13 protein-coding genes and 1 pseudogene are annotated in these 16,105 nt (G+C 62.7%); 9 read left to right on the top strand and 5 right to left on the bottom strand.

Going from position 1 to position 16,105, the window contains the following annotated elements; genetic code table 11:
- Nucleotides 1-13: 13 nt before the first annotated feature.
- Together QUV25_RS03090 and QUV25_RS03085 are read left to right on the top strand one after the other, a co-directional pair.
- Nucleotides 14-1,486: a DUF2868 domain-containing protein gene (locus QUV25_RS03090; protein ID WP_300861217.1), complete on the top strand. Its 1,473-nt coding sequence runs from the start codon at nt 14-16 to the stop codon at nt 1,484-1,486.
- Nucleotides 1,479-2,915, top strand: a complete 1,437-nt coding sequence (locus QUV25_RS03085; protein WP_300861215.1) for a GTPase/DUF3482 domain-containing protein — start codon at nt 1,479-1,481, stop codon at nt 2,913-2,915. The genes QUV25_RS03090 and QUV25_RS03085 overlap by 8 nt, the downstream gene beginning before the upstream one ends.
- Before the next feature lie 169 nt (nt 2,916-3,084).
- On the opposite strand, the pseudogene QUV25_RS03080 reads toward QUV25_RS03085, so the two are convergent.
- A pseudogene (locus QUV25_RS03080) lies at nt 3,085-3,438 on the bottom strand (transcriptional regulator); the annotation flags it as partial.
- 272 nt (nt 3,439-3,710) lie between these two features.
- Between QUV25_RS03080 and QUV25_RS03075 the strand changes: the two are divergent.
- The gene (locus QUV25_RS03075; protein ID WP_300861212.1) at nt 3,711-3,899 is read left to right on the top strand and encodes a hypothetical protein; all 189 of its coding nucleotides are present in this window, start codon (nt 3,711-3,713) and stop codon (nt 3,897-3,899) included.
- Between the two features lie 89 nt (nt 3,900-3,988).
- Here the strand turns inward: QUV25_RS03075 and QUV25_RS03070 are convergent, their stop codons facing one another.
- On the bottom strand, nt 3,989-5,248 hold the full coding sequence (locus tag QUV25_RS03070; RefSeq protein WP_300861211.1) for a glycosyltransferase family 1 protein: 1,260 nt from the start codon (nt 5,246-5,248) through the stop codon (nt 3,989-3,991).
- 178 nt (nt 5,249-5,426) lie between these two features.
- On the opposite strand from QUV25_RS03070, the gene QUV25_RS03065 reads away from it, so the two are divergent.
- Both QUV25_RS03065 and QUV25_RS03060 read left to right on the top strand, forming a co-directional pair.
- A complete protein-coding gene (locus tag QUV25_RS03065) occupies nt 5,427-6,041 on the top strand; it encodes a hypothetical protein (protein ID WP_300861209.1) in 615 nt (204 codons plus the stop codon).
- The gene (locus tag QUV25_RS03060) at nt 6,038-7,204 is read left to right on the top strand and encodes a nucleotide sugar dehydrogenase (protein ID WP_300861207.1); all 1,167 of its coding nucleotides are present in this window, start codon (nt 6,038-6,040) and stop codon (nt 7,202-7,204) included. Before QUV25_RS03065 ends, QUV25_RS03060 begins: the two co-directional genes overlap by 4 nt.
- Nucleotides 7,205-7,260: 56 nt before the next feature.
- On the opposite strand, the gene QUV25_RS03055 is transcribed toward QUV25_RS03060, so the two are convergent.
- The gene (locus QUV25_RS03055) at nt 7,261-8,937 is read right to left on the bottom strand and encodes an aminotransferase class III-fold pyridoxal phosphate-dependent enzyme (protein ID WP_300861205.1); all 1,677 of its coding nucleotides are present in this window, start codon (nt 8,935-8,937) and stop codon (nt 7,261-7,263) included.
- 57 nt (nt 8,938-8,994) lie between these two features.
- On the opposite strand from QUV25_RS03055, the gene asd reads away from it, so the two are divergent.
- Together asd and QUV25_RS03045 are read left to right on the top strand one after the other, a co-directional pair.
- Nucleotides 8,995-9,900 carry an archaetidylserine decarboxylase gene (gene asd, locus QUV25_RS03050; protein ID WP_300861203.1) on the top strand — a complete coding sequence of 302 codons (906 nt, stop codon included), beginning with the start codon at nt 8,995-8,997 and terminating at the stop codon, nt 9,898-9,900.
- Nucleotides 9,900-10,556, top strand: a complete 657-nt coding sequence (locus tag QUV25_RS03045; protein ID WP_300861202.1) for an exopolysaccharide biosynthesis protein — start codon at nt 9,900-9,902, stop codon at nt 10,554-10,556. The genes asd and QUV25_RS03045 overlap by 1 nt, the downstream gene beginning before the upstream one ends.
- 343 nt (nt 10,557-10,899) lie before the next feature.
- Here QUV25_RS03045 and epsL read toward each other — a convergent pair whose 3' ends face one another.
- Entirely contained in the window at nt 10,900-12,108 is a 1,209-nt protein-coding gene (gene epsL / locus QUV25_RS03040; protein WP_300861201.1) for an XrtB/PEP-CTERM-associated polysaccharide biosynthesis outer membrane protein EpsL, read from the bottom strand.
- A 2-nt stretch (nt 12,109-12,110) separates the two neighbouring features.
- Entirely contained in the window at nt 12,111-13,529 is a 1,419-nt protein-coding gene (locus QUV25_RS03035) for an undecaprenyl-phosphate glucose phosphotransferase (protein WP_300861199.1), read from the bottom strand.
- Nucleotides 13,530-13,633: 104 nt separating this feature from the next.
- Between QUV25_RS03035 and QUV25_RS03030 the strand changes: the two genes are divergently transcribed.
- Together QUV25_RS03030 and QUV25_RS03025 are read left to right on the top strand one after the other, a co-directional pair.
- Nucleotides 13,634-15,190 (top strand): mannose-1-phosphate guanylyltransferase/mannose-6-phosphate isomerase, encoded by a 1,557-nt coding sequence (locus QUV25_RS03030; RefSeq protein ID WP_366945626.1) that lies wholly within the window; start codon nt 13,634-13,636, stop codon nt 15,188-15,190.
- Nucleotides 15,191-15,285: 95 nt separating this feature from the next.
- A complete protein-coding gene (locus QUV25_RS03025) occupies nt 15,286-16,074 on the top strand; it encodes a DsbC family protein (protein WP_366945625.1) in 789 nt (262 codons plus the stop codon).
- The last annotated feature ends 31 nt before the right edge of the window (nt 16,075-16,105 follow it).

Genomic DNA, 16,105 nt, shown 5'->3' with positions numbered 1-16,105 from the left:
CCGGGCAGTGGCGGTGCGCACCTCGTCCACCCACCGCCCTGCCGGCGCCCAGCCGGGGAGAGCCACCATCAGCCCACCCGTTTCCCACCCATCGTCCGTCAGCTTTCGCGATGTCACCCTGGCCCACACCATTCGCTTGATGGAAGAGGCGGGCGCGCTCGACGACGCCGGCGAAATGGTGCTGGCCCATGCACGCCAGCACACCGAACAGGACCGCATCCTCGAGCGCGCCCGGCTGCTCGGGCGCCGTCTGGGCCTGCTCGAAGACTGGGCGCGTTTGAAGGCTGGGCTCTGGATCGCCGCCGGCCTGCTGGCGCTGCTGGCCTACTTGCTGGCGGGTGGCCTGCTCACCCGCGCGCTGGGCAGCGGGCAGACGCTGAACGCCGCCCTGGCGTTTGTGGCCATGCTGGGTGTGCCGGTGCTGGCGCTGCTGGTCTGGCTGCTGTGGGCGCTGGCCTCGGCGCTCTCTGGCCGAGGCATGGCACCCTGGTCGCTGGGCCAGTTGATGTTGTCGCTGGCGGCCCGCATGCCCTGGCTGCATGGCCCGCATTCGCTCAACTTGCTGCGCGGCGCCAACGCCGTGCTGCGCCAGCAGCGGTTGTCGCTGTGGGTGTTTGGTGCCGTCAGCCACGGGCTGTGGGCGCTCGCATTTGCCCTGGCGATTCTCACGCTGCTGATGCTGTTCTCCTTTCAGTCCTACCAGCTGACCTGGGAAACCACCATCCTCAGCCCGGCGTTTTTTGACGCCTTTCTGAGCGTCACCAGCTGGCTGCCGCGAACGCTGGGCTTTGCAGTGCCGGCGCAGGCGGTGGTACACGCCGCACCGAGCGCTGCCGATTCGCAGGCGATTGCCTGGTGGCTGCTGGCGAGCGCCTTGTTGTACGGCTTGCTGCCGCGTCTGCTCGCGCTGGTCGTCTGTTCCGCGGTGTGGCAGCGGCGCGCCCACCGCCTCTCGCTTGACACGCGAGAACCCTATTTCCGCCAGCTCGCCACGCGCTTTATGTCCATGGCATCGGCCTCGGTGGTGGATGCCGAACACGCCGGACCGCGGGCCAGCGGGCCGCTGTTCCGCCCGCATGTTTCTGGCCAGGCCGCGCCCGTGGTGCTGATCGGCTTCGAGTTGCCCGATGGCCTGCGCTGGCCACCGGACGCACTGGCCTCGCTGGCCGATCAGGTGCACACCATCACAGGCACCATGAGCGAGCGCCTGGGTTTGCTGACGGCACTGGCCGCTTCACCCGGCGCTCGCACCCTGATCGTCTGCTCCGCTGCAGCCAGTCCAGACCGGGGTGCCGAGCGTTTTCTGCGCCAGGTCTGCAGTGAGGCGGTCGACTGCGCACTGCTGCCGCTGAGCGACGAGTCGGCGACCGACGCGAACAAGCCGCAACGCTGGGCCGACTGGCTGGCCGCGAGCGATCTGCAGGCGGTGAGCTTCTGCGGCACCGACATCGAAGCGAAGCAATGGATGGAGCAGCGCCGTGGCTGAACGCAAAAAAGCGGGTGACCCGATCAACATCGCCGTGGTCGGTCACACCAACGCGGGCAAGACCTCGCTGTTGCGCACGCTGACGCGCCAGGTCCGTTTTGGCCAGGTGTCTGACCGGCCCGGCACAACCCGGCATGTGGAGGCGATCGACCTGGATATCGCTGGCCAGACGCTGCTGCGCTATTTCGACACACCGGGTCTGGAGGACTCGGTCGCGCTCCAGTACCACTTGAAGCAAATGCCCGAGACGCTCACCCCGCCCGATCGGGTGCGCGCCCTGCTGGACGGGCCCGAAGCGCGTGGCGTGTTTGAGCAGGAGGCCAAGGTGCTGCGCCAGATGCTGACGTCGGACGCGGCCATCTACGTGATCGATTGCCGCGAGCCTTTGCTGCCCAAGTACCGCAGCGAAATCGAGGTGCTCAACACCTGCGCCCGCCCCATCATGCCTGTGCTCAATTTCGTGCGCAGCGAGCACTGTCGAGAGCCTGAGTGGCGCGAGTTGCTGGCCGCCTACGGTCTGCATGCCGCCGTGCTGTTCGAGGCGGTGGCGCCCTTTGTCGGCGCCGAGCGCCAGCTTTACGAAGACCTGAGCGTGCTCATGCGCCAGCGCAAGGCCACGCTGCAGACCGTGCTGCTCGATCTGGATCGCCAGGCCGGCGAGCGCCGCGCCGCGAGCGCGCAGCGCGTGGTCGACACGCTGATTTCGGCGGCTGCGATGCGCCGCGAGGTTTCGCCCGAAACCCTTGCAGATGCGCAGGCGAAAGAAGCCCTGGTGACAGCGTTTCGCGCTGAGCTGGTGGGCAGCGTGCGTCGCTGCGTGCACGACCTGCTGCAGATGCACGGCTTCGAGCGAGACGATGCCAGCCTGGAAGTCCTGCCCTGGACCAGTGACCGCTGGGCTTCAGATCTGTTCAATCCCGAGACGCTGGCCACCGTCGGGCGATTGCTGGGCCGGGGCGCGGCGGCCGGCGCGGCCGTGGGTTTCACGCTCGACCTTGCGCTGGCGGGCATGTCGCTCGGTGCGGCCACGGCGCTGGGCGCAGCCATCGGCGGTGCTGTCAGCCAGGGCTGGGGGCAGGCACCGCGCATGCTGCGCAACAAGATCATGGGCATTGAGGAGCTGACGCTGGACAACAGTGTGCTCGTGCTGCTGGCCGACCACCTGACCCACCTGTGCCAGGTGTTGCAGGCGCGCGGGCATGCGGCGCAAGACACCATCGAGCTGCGCATGGCGCCGTCCAGCTCGTACCGCAAGGCCTTGTTGCAGTTGCTAGAGCCATTGCAGCAGGCGCGTGCGCATCCTGAATGGGAGCATCGGGCTGGGCAGTCGCGCGACCACAGCCGCAGGCGCGAAGCCCTGGGCCAGAGACTGGCGCACGCGGTGGCCGAGGTGCTCGATGTGGTACAACCAACAGGAGTCGGAAACTAGACCTCATACCTCATAGGGACTGAATTCTAGGCAATATCCTAAAGAAAGTACCGTCAAAAGTACCGTCAATATTTTGGCAGCCGTCAGACCTGAAATTCGGGTCTTCAGGGACGGACCAGATCCTAAAAGACATCGCGCAGCCGCGCGATGACAGCGGCCAGATTGCACCTCAGGACGTGACACTTTCCAGGTAGGGCCACATCACGTTGACCACGCGGTTGACTGCGGCATAGTGCCAGAGCGCATCCATGGTCAGTTTGCGCTGAGCCCAGCCTTCGCGCAGCGCCTCAAGCGCCACGTCCAGGCCGATCTTGTTGCAAAACTTGAAGCAGTCGGCCACGGTCTTGGATGCGTTGAACACCGGAACTTGCAACCCGTCGATTTCAATCGGTTCGATGCCTTCGGTAAGAGCCGGTCCCGACCTGCGCTCCACACGCAGCGCCGGCTGGTCCAGTCGGGGTGTGGGTGTGTTTGGAGGGATCGCCAGCCATACCTCGAACGGCGCCTGGGTGCCTATGCAGTGGCGATTCACTCCCTGTACAGTTTGTGCACTGGCGGTTCGCTGGTGGTTCAGCTTGTTCAGTCTTCGTGCTGCTGAGTCGATCGTATCGAGGGATTGAGGCGATCTTAGGCGCCTCAGCGCCCGAGTTCCGCACTGGATTTACGCCCGAATCCAGCACGTCGGAGTGCTCAATCCAGGGACAGACTGTCTGCATGGATGAGTGCAGAGATAGGCGGCCCGCCGCCGATTTCTCAAACGACTCCCTTCGCTCACGTTTGACCTTTGGGGGACCCATGAACACCCGCCACCCTGACTTCATCACGGTTGACATGCGCGGCCTCAAGGTCGCGCTGGTGAGCTGCGATAAGACCCGCCGGGAGAGCGTGTCGGTGCTGGTTCGACGGGCTGTGGCCCGTGAACTCGGACAGTCCGAGTCCGTTCCTCAGTTGGTCGTCGATGCCGGGCGCCTTGGCGCGTCGTAGGTGCTCCGGGTCAAGTTGTCAATCAGATTGACAACCCCAGAGGCCAGGCGGCTGCCAGCGCCGATTTTCCGGACTGTGCCGGCCGGGGTTCACGCGAATGAAACCGGCGTTCTCGCGTACTTTTCGGGGTGCGATCCCAGTCGGGACTTGAGCAGATCGATCCACATGGTCTCGACCTGGGATGCGATCTGTGACCAGCTGCGTTCGGCTACCGCGGTGACAGCCTGTTGGCGTACTTGTTGTATCAGGGTCGGATCGGTGGCCAGGTGCACGGCCATACGTAGAAAGCTGGCCTCGTCGCCAACCGGTGCCAGCAGGCCGTTGCGGCCCGAGCAGATCAGGTCGCTGGCCGCAGCGTGGTCAAACGCCAGCACGGCCAGACCGCTGGCCAGCGCTTCGGGCGTCACGTTACCGTAGGTTTCGGTCAGGCTGGGGAACACAAAACAGTCGGCACTGGCGTAGTGCCGGGCCAGCGCCTGTCCACTCTGGCTGCCGCACAGCTTGGCATCGAAACAGTTGGCCTGCAGTTCTTCCCGTGCAGGGCCGTCACCGACCACCACCAGCCGGACGCGCGGATTGGCGGCTTTCATTGACTGAAAGGCCCTGGCCAGAAGTCCCAGATTTTTCTCGGCTGCCAGCCGGCCCACGTACAGCGCCACGCAGTCCTGCTCGCCGGCACCCCAAGAAGCCCGCAGGGCTGCGTCGCGGAACGATGGGTTGAACGATGCCACATCCACGCCGCGTGCGATCACCTTCAGCCGTTCGAACCTGTTGGCCACCAGTGCTGCGCGCAATGCTTCGGTGGGCACGGTCGTGCAGTCGGCCAGGTTGTGGAACTTGCGCAAGTAGGCGGCAATCGGGCGCTGCAGCCAGGCTATGCCGTAGTGTTTGCTGTAGGCGTCGAAGTTGGTGCGGAAGTCGGTGCTAATGGGTAGGCGCAGTTTGCGCGCAGCCTGAAGGGCCGACCAGCCCAGTGGACCTTGCGTGGCGATATGGACCACATCGGGCCGTTGCAGCGACCAGTGCTTGACCAGCGCGTTCTTGGCCGGCAGCCCCATACGCAGATGCGGATACCGGGGAATAGGCAGGCCGCGCACCAGTATCTGTTCAAGCGGCTCCTGTTGAGTGATGTGCCGCCCATCAGGCGGCTGGCGGGGACGGATCAGTTGCACGTCGTGCCCCAAATCCTGCAGGCTGTGCACAAGGCGCGCGAGGGTTCGGGCCACGCCGTTGATCTCGGGTGGGTAGGTCTCGGTGACCACGGCAAGGCGCAGCGGCGGGTGGCGGGCGGAGAGGTGCTCCACAAGCAGATCGTCGCTGAGCAGGGGCGTTGGGGCGTCGGTGTTCATGGCGGTGATGTTGAGCCACCGTCATAACAGTCGCATGAAGGTTTCATGAACGCTGCGCGTCAGCGTGCACCTTGTCATGGAGTTTTCACGCGGTGCGCACACGATGCGTTCAGCCGCCGCGTGCGCCATGGGTCGGTCATGCTCGATCCACCACCTCTCTGATCTGGACACCGCCAAGATGAACACATTTGTATCCGCATTGCGAGAGCAGCGCTGGGACGACCACCGCTACTACCACCACAGCACCATAAACCAGACGCTGCACCTCATCAGCGCCACCAGTTTCGTGGTGGCCTACGTCCTGCTGTTCGTCGATCCAGCGCTGGCCGCGCTGGTGGCCTGGCTGATCTCCATGGTCAGCCGCCAGTCCGGGCACTTCTTTTTTGAGCCCAAGGGCTACGACCACCTGAACCAGGCGACCCACGAACACAAGGAGGAAATCAAGATCGGCTACAACCTGCGCCGAAAAGTGGTTCTGATGGCCATCTGGGCGGCGTCACCGCTGCTGCTGGTGTGGGAACCGGGCATGTTCGGTCTGATCGAGCCTCACCAGACTGCCTGGGGCTTTGTTCGCAACGTGGGTTGGATGTGGCTTTATGTCGGGGTCGGTGGGCTGGTGTTCCGTGTGCTTCAGCTGTGGGTCATCAAAGACCTGTACACGGGTATCGTGTGGGCGACCAAGATCGTCACTGATCCATTTCACGACATCATCCTGTACCACAAGGCGCCAGCGGCACTGATGCGCGGAGAGATGATGGACCCCGGACACGGGCGGGCGCACAGGCAGCCATGAAAATCGCTGTTGCTGGCACCGGCTACGTCGGTCTGGCCAACGCCGTGTTGCTCGCGCAGCACAACGAAGTGGTCGCACTCGACATCGACCCTGGCAAGGTGGCGTTGATCAACCGCAGGCTCTCGCCGATCGAGGACAGGGAGATCGAGGACTTCCTGGCGCACAAGCCGCTGCGCCTGCGCGCCACGATGGACAAGGCCGAGGCGTACGCCGGTGCCGACTTCGTGATCATCGCCACTCCGACCGACTACGACCCCGAGACCCAGCTCTTCAACACCGAGTCGGTCCGATCGGTAGTGATGGACGTGGTCTCCATCAATCCCCAGGCGGTGATGGTCATCAAGTCCACCGTCCCGGTGGGCTACACCGCCAGGCTCAGGCAGGAGCTCGGCACCGACAACCTGATCTTCAGCCCGGAGTTCCTGCGCGAAGGCAAAGCGCTCCACGACAACCTGTACCCCAGCCGCATCGTGGTTGGCGAGAAGTCCGATCGTGCGAATCGTTTCGCCGGTCTGCTGCAGCAAGGTGCCATCAGGCAGGACACGCCGGTCCTGTTGACCGACAGCACCGAGGCCGAGGCCATCAAGCTCTTTGCCAATACCTACCTGGCCATGCGGGTGGCCTATTTCAACGAGCTCGACACCTACGCCGCAATCCACGAGCTGGACACGCTGCAGATCATCCACGGTGTCTGTCTGGATCCTCGCATTGGTCAGCACTACAACAACCCCAGCTTCGGCTACGGCGGTTACTGTCTGCCCAAGGACACCAAACAGTTGCTGGCGAATTACCGCGATGTACCGCAGAACCTCATCCATGCAATTGTCGAAGCCAACACGACACGCAAAGACTTCATCGCTGAAGACATCATCCGTCGCAACCCCCGGGTGGTTGGCATCTACAGGCTGATCATGAAGGCCGGTTCAGACAACTTCCGGGAATCCAGCGTGCAGGGCATCATGAAACGGCTCAAGGCCAAAGGCCTCGAAGTCATCGTGCATGAACCCGTGTTGTCCGACCCCAGCTACTTCAACTCCCGGGTGGTCAACGATCTGGAGGCTTTCAAGCGCGAGGCCTGTCTCATCATTGCCAACAGGAAGACGCCGGCGCTGGCCGACGTGCTGAACAAGGTCTACACTCGAGATCTTTTTGGTGCTGACTGAGCGCCGGACAGTGCTCAACCTCCGCCGGGTAGCGGGCGCTTACCGGGGTGTGGTGCTCAGACCGCCTGGCCTGTCAGGCGCTGCAGCAACAGCTCCTTGAGCACCTGGCGTTTGTGCGTCTTGGCCGTGACGCCCGGCGCCTGCCACCACCAGCCGTCGGCGCGGATGCGTTCGCAGGCGGCCAGCACGCGTCGTGTCACCTCGGCCATGTCGGCGTCCGTGTAGTTCAGGCTGAAGACGAAGCGGCCCGTGCCCACCCAGCTGAGTGCCAGTCCGGCCTCGCGCAGGTAGAACTGCAGCAGCCAGTGGTAGCGCGAGGGCTTGTGGTAGTTCACGGTCCAGATGCTGGAGAGCGCGGCCACGCGCAGCGGCAGGTCGGCTTGCTCCAAGGCCTGGTTGAAAGCGCTGGCTCGGGCTTGCCAGCGTTCGTCCAGGCCGTTGTAGATGGCCTTGACATCAGGTGTTTCCAGCCGGCTCAGGAAGGCATCCATCGCACCCATCACATAGGGGTGGGCATTGAAGGTGCCGCGTGCAAAGCAGATGTCGGCCGGGCGTTCTGGGCGGAAGCGTTGCATCAGCGCCTTCTGGCCGCAGACCACACCCACCGGCAGTCCGCCACCCAGGGTTTTGCCATAGGTGACCATGTCGGCCTTGACGCCAAAGTACTGCTGCGCGCCGCCGGGTGCCAGGCGAAAGCCCACGAACACCTCATCGAAGATCAGCACGATGCCGCGTTCGGTACAGACTCGCCGCAGCTCCTGGAGCCAGGCGGTGTAGGCGGCCTTGTCGAAACTGGCCTGGCGCACGCCATCGATCAGGGTCGAGTCGCCCGGCGCGTTGCGGTTGGGGTGCAGGGCCTGCAGCGGATTGACCAGCACGCAGGCGATGTTGTTGCGCGTGCGCAGTACGCGCAGCGTGTCCGCGTCCATGTCCTTCAGGGTGTAAGTCTCGCGCGGCGGCAGCGGGTTGCCCGGGCCGGGCTGCACGTCTTCCCACCAGCCGTGGTAAGAGCCTGTGAAGCGCACCAGGTGGCGTTTGCGGGTGTGGTAACGGGCCAGGCGAACGGCCTGCATCACCGCTTCGGTGCCCGACATGTGGAAGCTCACCTCATCAAGACCCGATATCGCGCGCAGCCGCTCGACGTTTCGCGCCACGCTGGAGTGGTAGCCGCCCAAAACGGGCCCGAGCGCGCTGCCCAGCCTAGCGCCTTCCGACATGCAGGCTTTGTAGAAGTCCACGCCAAACACGTTGACGCCGTAGGAGCCGGTCAGGTCCATGTAGGTGTTACCGTCCAGATCGGTCAGGTGCACGCCCTGGGCTTCCGACCAGAATGCGCCCATGGGCAGATGGGCCCGCGCGTAGTCGCTGAACTGGAAGGGCACGCGGTAGCGGGCGATGAACTGCAGGTCCGACAGGCCCTCGCGGGTGCGGGTCGTCAGCTCCAGGGTCTGGGGCGAACGCTCCCGCAGTTCCTTGGAAAGGCGCTCGAAACCCGCACGGCGAAGGGCCACGATGTCGGGAGGCGCGCCGTCGGCGGCGAAAAATCGGGTTTCGTCGTAGCTGTAGCCCGGAATCAGACGACCAATGCGTTTGGCCCACAGCGAATGGCCTGCCAGCGACGGGTGCTTGGCCCGCGAGAGCTGCAGGCGGCGCCAGCCCTTGTACAGGCCGTAGGGCAGGGCGGCGGCCACCGCCATGGGCCAGGCGGCATTCAAGACCAGTTCGGCGCTCATGTCATCGGGCTTTCAAGTTGCGGTGTGAAACTTGTATTCACTTCCTTTGACAAGCCGATGAAAAACGACCCGCCCGTATCTGCTGCTTACACCGACCGGCCGTCCCTCAAGCAGCGCTTGCTCATGCATGAGGACCTGAACTTCCTGCTGACCAACCGCGTGCCACGCATCGCGCTGACGCGGTTGGTGGGCTGGTTCAGCCAGTTGCAGAGCCCGCTTCTGGCGAGGCTGTCGATCGCCGTCTGGCGCTGGTTCACGCCGCTGGATCTGAGCGAAGCCGAGCACACGCGTTTTGGCAGCCTGCACGCCTGCTTCACCCGACGGCTCAAACCGGGTGCACGTCCGTTTGATACGCGCGAGCCGGTGCTGTGCAGTCCTAGCGACGGGATCGTGGGTGATCACGGACGCATCGAGGGCACGCGGGTCTGGCAGGCCAAAGGCTTCCCTTACACCCTGGACGATCTGCTGGGCTCGGAAGAACTCGCAGAACGCTATGCCAACGGCTGTTACGTGACGCTGCGCCTCACGTCGGCCATGTACCACCGCTTTCATGCGCCGGCCGACCTGACGGTGGACCGCGTGACCTACATCAGCGGCGACACCTGGAACGTCAATCCGGTCGCACTGAAACGGGTGGAGCGTCTGTTTTGCAAGAACGAGCGCGCGGTGATCGAAACCCGGCTCGGCCCAGGCGGCGCGCCCATGGCCCTGGTGCCGGTGGCGGCCATTCTGGTGGCCAGTATCCGACTGCACTTCATCAATGTGCTGCTGCATCTGCGTTACCGGGGGCCGAATGTCATACCCTGCCAGGTTAGCGTGCAGCGGGGCGATGAGCTGGGCTGGTTCGAACACGGTTCAACCATCATCATGCTGGTACCGGCCGGATTTGATCTGGCAACGGGCCTGGGCACCGGGCAGACGGTGCGCGCTGGTCAGGCGCTCTGGCAGACGCGAAGCGTGTGATGAGCGGGCCAGACCCGAACGGCTCCCGCTACGCCGCCCTGCGGCTGGCTCGGAAGTTCCGGCATGCGGGCGACGCCCTGAAGGCGCAGCCAGCCGGTGCTCCGGGACTGACGCTGGCGAAGGTATTGCAACTGCATGGTGAGGCGTCTACGGCCACTTTGCTCATGCTCTATGCAATCTTCTGCGTCATGCCCGTCGGCGGGGTGGGCAACGTGGTGGGTGTGGCGCTTTGGTGGCTGGCCTGGCAGTGGGGGCATGGCCGCTCGCACAATCTGCCTGCCCGCGTGGCCGACCTGCAACTGAACCAGCGCTGGAGCCTGCGCCTGCTGGGTATCTTGGGGGGCGCGTATCGGATGGGCGGTCGCTGGATGCGCCCACGGGCGGCGGGTTTTCTGGCCAGCTGGACGCGGGGCTGGTGGGCTTCCTGGATCGCATTGCAGGCAATGGTGATTTTCCTCCCCTTGCCGCTGGGCAATGTGTTGCCAGCCCTCAGTCTTGTTGCCCTGGGTTTGGGACGGTTGCTGGCCGATGGCCTGATGCTGGGCCTGTCGCTGCTGGTTGGTGCGCTGGGTTTGCTGTACGCCGCAGCCTTCGGATATGTGGCGTGGGACCTGGCGCTGGTTCTCAGGAATGCCTTGCTGCATTGGCTGGCGTGACGCTAAAGCAAGCCGTGCACCACGAGCCCTGAACCCAGGGCTTCCAGACCCAAACCGCCTGGTGAATGAACGGGAGCTTCTGGTCATCCACGAAATCTTCGGTCACGGCAGCCGCCTTTTCGCGGGCCGCGGGTTGCGACGCAATCTGGAGCTTACTGAGGCTCGGGTAGTGGATGCCGGCGCGGTGTGGCAGCGGTATCGTCTTGTTCGCGGGACGCTGTGGCGCGAGACCTCAGTCTTTCATTGGATCGTGTGCTCTGAAGAGGGTGGATGCCCCACTAGGCACCGCACGCGGCCAAAACACCACCCATCACCATGATTGGAGTTGACCTGCAGTGGAGCTTCAGTACAAAAGAGTTACCGAGGCACTTGCCTGCAGGTTGGAAAATCGTTGGTCAGCTAGATTGCTGAGGCGTCGGGAGTTGACCAAGGCTGCCTCCACGGCCACGTTTCGGGTGGGCTCCCATTGCAAACCCAACGAACGTTCCCGAGTGGTGTTTCGCAGGGGGTTCAATGCCTCACCCAGTGGGGGATTGCTCAGGCGAAGCCTTGATTCGGTCAGGCCCAACCGCAACCGGGTCCTGGGACCAATGGACCAAGCGTAGGTAAGAGCGAAGCGGTTGGTGCGAGCAGTGTTTGAACCGATCGTGCTGTAGGCGGAGAGCTCGCTTGACCAGCGCAAGGTCCAAAGTGACTTTGCAGACGGCTCCCAGGAGGTCGAGATACTCGCGCTAGTTCCCGAAAAGTCCCTGGTAGGAGCTTGAGTGTGGTCGCGCGAGACGTGAACCAAGGACGCGGTAGCAACGGTCTTGCCCGAAGTCTGCCATCGAAGATTCATCAGCCATTCGGACTCTTCGAAGTCGTCCGTATCGCTGACTGCCAGGGTTTGGGTCGCCAGTGTTCGACCACTACCCTTGCGCAAGCGCAGCGAAGCAACGCTTCCCGAGGATGCATCGAAGCGTATGCCCGCCTCTGCAGAGCGTACCGAGGTGCCGTCCTCACCCAGCTGGGGTTGATCAAAGCGATTTTGGGTGCGTTGTGCTGCCAGCAGGAGACGCCAAGCACCATCCAGCTCATAGGATGCGTCGACCATCTCACTGCGTCGAAGGCGTTGATTGCTGGAGGCAATAGCCTGCGCATCATCGAAGCTTCCAACAGACGAGTCGCGCTCTGCGCGGATAGTTCCGCGCAGGCGAGGCGTGAAAGCCCAGTTCCACCGAATATCGTAGTTTCGAGCCAGCAGATCGAGCCGGTCGTAGAGCTGGTAGTCGTACTCCACAAGCGTCAAGTCGAGATCGACCGCCTGCAGGCTGAACTGCGACTTGTACTGCACGCGCAGAGCGCTGATATCGAGCCTCTCACTTGTCGAGGAGCGTCCGAGAACGGTGAAGGGATCACTGTCGGGACTGAGGCGAAACAGATTGCTGTCGTGCTGGATCGAGTGGCTTGCCGAGATGCGCAGACCAAGTTCCTGAGCACGGACCGGGCCACACAAGAGCATCAACACCACCGACGCTGTGGCCAGCCTGTGAATCAAGCGCAAGCCGATCACGGTCAGAACGCAGCCTGGTCTTTGAACACCAGTCGAATCGTCTTGAGGATGATGAGAAGGTCGAGCTTGAGCGACCAGTTGCGAAGGTAGTCCAGATCGAAGTCGATTCGGCCTTGCATTTTGTCGAGGGTATCGGTTTCGCCCCGATAGCCATTCACCTGTGCCCAGCCTGTGATGCCTGGCCTGACCTTGTGGCGCACCATGTAACCCTTGATCAGCTTTCGGTAAAGTTCGTTGTGCGCCACTGCGTGAGGTCGCGGGCCTACGATGCTCATGCGTCCCTGGAGGACGTTGAAGAACTGGGGGAGTTCGTCCAGCGAGGTCTTGCGAAGAAGTGCGCCGATGCGAGTCACCCGCTTGTCGTTGCGTTGTACTTGGTGGACCTTCAACCCATCTTCTGCCACCGTCATCGAACGGAACTTGTAGACGACGATTTCTTGTCCATCCTGTCCATAGCGACGTTGCTTGAAGATCGCAGGTCCTGGCGAGGTCATGCGGATGGCCAGTCCAATCACCACCAGCAGCGGTAAAAGGCCCAACAAGATCAGAGCACTAAGGGCAATATCGCTGCCTCGTTTGACCATCCCGTTCAATCCGCGAAAAGGCGTGTCGCAGACTGAGATCACGGGAACGCCGCACAGGACGGCTGGTTTGCTTTGGATCAGGTCGGTGACGAACAGGTCTGGAACGAAGTAGATCGAAGCGGTCGTATCCTTGAGTCCATCAAGAATATTCAGAATCCTGGGCTGAGTCACCATGGGCAGCGAGATGTAGATCAGGCTGGCCTGATAGGTCTTCACCAAATCTGGGAGTGCATTGAAATCTCCCAGCAGCGAGAAGCCCTCGCTTTCGGGCAGACGCTCGCGGGGCCGATCATCCGCAAAACCAATGACCTCGATATTCATGTAAGGCGATCGCCTCAGGTTGCCAGCGAGCAGCAAGCCTTGCTCGTTCATGCCGATGACGATGGCTCGGGTTGGGGGGCCCTGAAGCTTTACCAGTACCGGTGCGGCCCGCTTCAGCATCAGCCAAGCGAGGAAGTCTGCAGCGGGAACCAGGGATACCCAGACAAAGATGAGGTCGTTGGGAAACATTCGGACATAGCCCGTTGCCATCCCCGCACCGACCAAGAGGCCAAACGTGATCGACCACGTTCGCAGGACCTCAAACAGCAGCAGTTTCCACGACAAGGCCAACCTGGATTCGCCTGGAAAGGTCATAGAGAAGACCAGCACTGCAAGCACGAGATACTCTGGGTAAAGGCCGCCATCGAGCCACCAAGCCAGAGCCCAAAGTGAAGAGACTGCAATGGCTGGGCTGAGAAGAAGCTCCAGTCCGTACAAAGCGCTGCTGCGGCTTGACGTGACCTCGGCTGGCTTCTCCGAGAGGCGTCCCTGCAATGACGATTGATCGATGTACATCTGGGTTCTTGAGTACCGAGCGGAGCCTGCAGGTGGCGTAGCCTTCAGGTCGAAGATTTCAATCTAGCGATTGTTTGTGACATTGGCGTGCCACCCCGGTGAGCATGAGCCGTTCGGGTGATGGCAACCACCTGTCATTCCGTTTTCACGTGCGCTGCATAGGCTCGCCAGCTTTAACCGAGCGAGTGAGTATGTCGATTGACCGAGTCTTCTCAGTGGTGCTTTGTGGTGGGTCCGGAAGCAGGCTGTGGCCGATTTCTCGCGACGCCCATCCCAAGCAATTGCTGAGCTTGGATGGGGGCGACTCCCTCCTGCAAGGAACCCTCACGCGCATCGTGCAATGCCCGTCGCTCGCATTGGCGCAGACCCTCGTTGTCTGTCAAGAAGCCTATCGGTTTGTGATCGCTCACCAACTGGAAGCTATCGGGCATCAGGCACGAATCATTCTCGAGCCTGTGGGGCGCAACACCGCCCCCGCTCTTTCCTTGGCAGCCCTGCAGGCGCTGGAGGGCGGGGAAGATGCGGTGCTTGTCGTGATGCCCTCGGACCATGTGCTGAGTGCACCTGATCACTTGGATTTAGCCCTCCAGCGCGCCATCTCGCTGGCACGGGGCGGGGCCGTGGTCGCACTGGGCGTTCCTCCCAGCGCGCCCGAGACCGGCTTTGGCTATATCCAGCGGGGGTCACTGATCGCTGACCGCATGACCAAGGAGGCCTGGACCATCCAGCGCTTTTGCGAAAAACCCCTGCCGGAGCTGGCACAAGCCTTTCTGGATTCAGGTGACTATCTTTGGAACTCCGGGGTTTTCGTGTTACGAGCTTCGGTGTGGCTGGCCGCGCTACAACGGTGTAGGCCAGATATTTCTTCCGCAGTTGCATCAGCCTGGGTGGGCCGCTCGGAGGACATGGACTTTGTGCGTGTTTCGGCCAGCGCGTTCGCACGCACACCCAGCGAATCCGTCGACTACGCTGTGATGGAACACCTGGCCCCTGCACAGGGCCAAGCCGCCGCTGGACTGCCCGCAGGAGCCGTGGTGGCCTTGGATGCAGGGTGGTCGGACGTTGGATCCTGGTCAGCGGTGTGGGACCATCTCCCCAAAGACGCACGAGCCAACGCCCAGCAGGGGGATGTGCTGTTGATCGACTCACGCGACTCGCTCGTCGTCTCCCAGCACCGGTTGGTTGCCTGCTGCGGCATTGACGGTCTGGTCATTGTTGAAACGCCAGACGCAGTGCTGGTGATGCCGCGCGAAAAAGCCCAGCAGGTGAAAGCCGTGGTGGAGCATCTTCGAGAGCACGGCCGAAGCGAGTGGCAGGTCCACCAGAAGGTTCACCGGCCCTGGGGCTGGTTCGACAGCGTGGACTCGGGTGAACGCTTCCAAGTCAAGCGAATTCTCGTGCTGCCAGGCGCCGCACTGTCTCTGCAGATGCACCACCACCGGGCTGAACACTGGATCGTGGTCAAGGGAACTGCGCAGGTCACCTGCGACGACAAGACATTTCTGCTCACCGAAAACGAATCTACCTACATACCTCTGGGAAAGTCGCATCGGCTCGAGAACCCGGGCAAGGTTGCGCTCGAAATGATCGAGGTGCAATCGGGCGGCTATCTGGGTGAGGACGACATTGTCCGTTTCGATGATGTGTATGGAAGGGCCTAAGTCCGGCGCCATACAGACACCCGAATTCACCAGCTTGCCTGTCCGAATGACCCAAGGCGGTCAAGTCCTCTTTGCATTTTTTACAGGAATCCTTCATGAAATCCAACCCAGCCTTCGGTCGCCGTTCGGCCTTGCGCAGCGCACTGACTGCCTCAATGGCGACTTGGTTCGTCGACCCCGCTTGGGCTGAGGCGGAGGCCACCGAAAAGGCGGTAGACCTAGATGTGTTGAAGGCGATCGCTTCCAATCTGGTGGGTGCGCCGGTTGACGCTTTTGCGCCTGCGCCCATGCCGGGCTGGTACGAGTTGATCGTGCGCGGGGAAGTGCTGTACATCGACGCCTCCGGTCGCCATCTCTTTCAGGGCCATCTGGTCGATGTGGCCGCCAGGACATCGCTCACTGCACAGCGCAAGTCCGCATACGAAAGGTCGATCACGCCGGTGATGGACGTTGGCAAGCTGAACCTGGGTGACGCCATCAAAACGGTGTACGGGCGCGAGCTTCCCGGGCGGTTGCTCGTAACCTTTGAGGACCCGCAATGTGGATTCTGCAAACGCCTGCATCAGACCCTTCTGACCATGGAGGATTTGGTGGTGCACACGTTTCCTGTTTCCTTTCTTGGCCCTCAGTCTCGCAGTTTCAATGAGGCGATTTGGTGCTCGAGCGATCGCGCCCGGGCCTGGCGTGAGGTAATGGAGGGCATCCCTCCCGCCCAGGCTGCCGTCGCCTGCGATTTTTCGGCACTTGATCGCAATGCGGCGCTGGCCGATCACTACCGCATCAAGGGCACGCCCACTGTGTTCAACGCCAAAGGCGGTCGCATTGACGGCGCCTCCAATGCTCAGGTGCTGAGCCAGGCGGTGTCTGCCGGCGCCCAGCCCTGAGCGTCACCGCCGCTGCTTTTCCGGCGGCCCA

The sequence above is a fragment of the Hydrogenophaga sp. genome (assembly GCF_030373245.1).
In the GTDB taxonomy this organism is placed as follows: domain Bacteria; phylum Pseudomonadota; class Gammaproteobacteria; order Burkholderiales; family Burkholderiaceae_C; genus Hydrogenophaga.
Note: the sequence above shows the minus strand (reverse complement) of the source record. Positions and strands in the feature narration are given on the sequence as shown.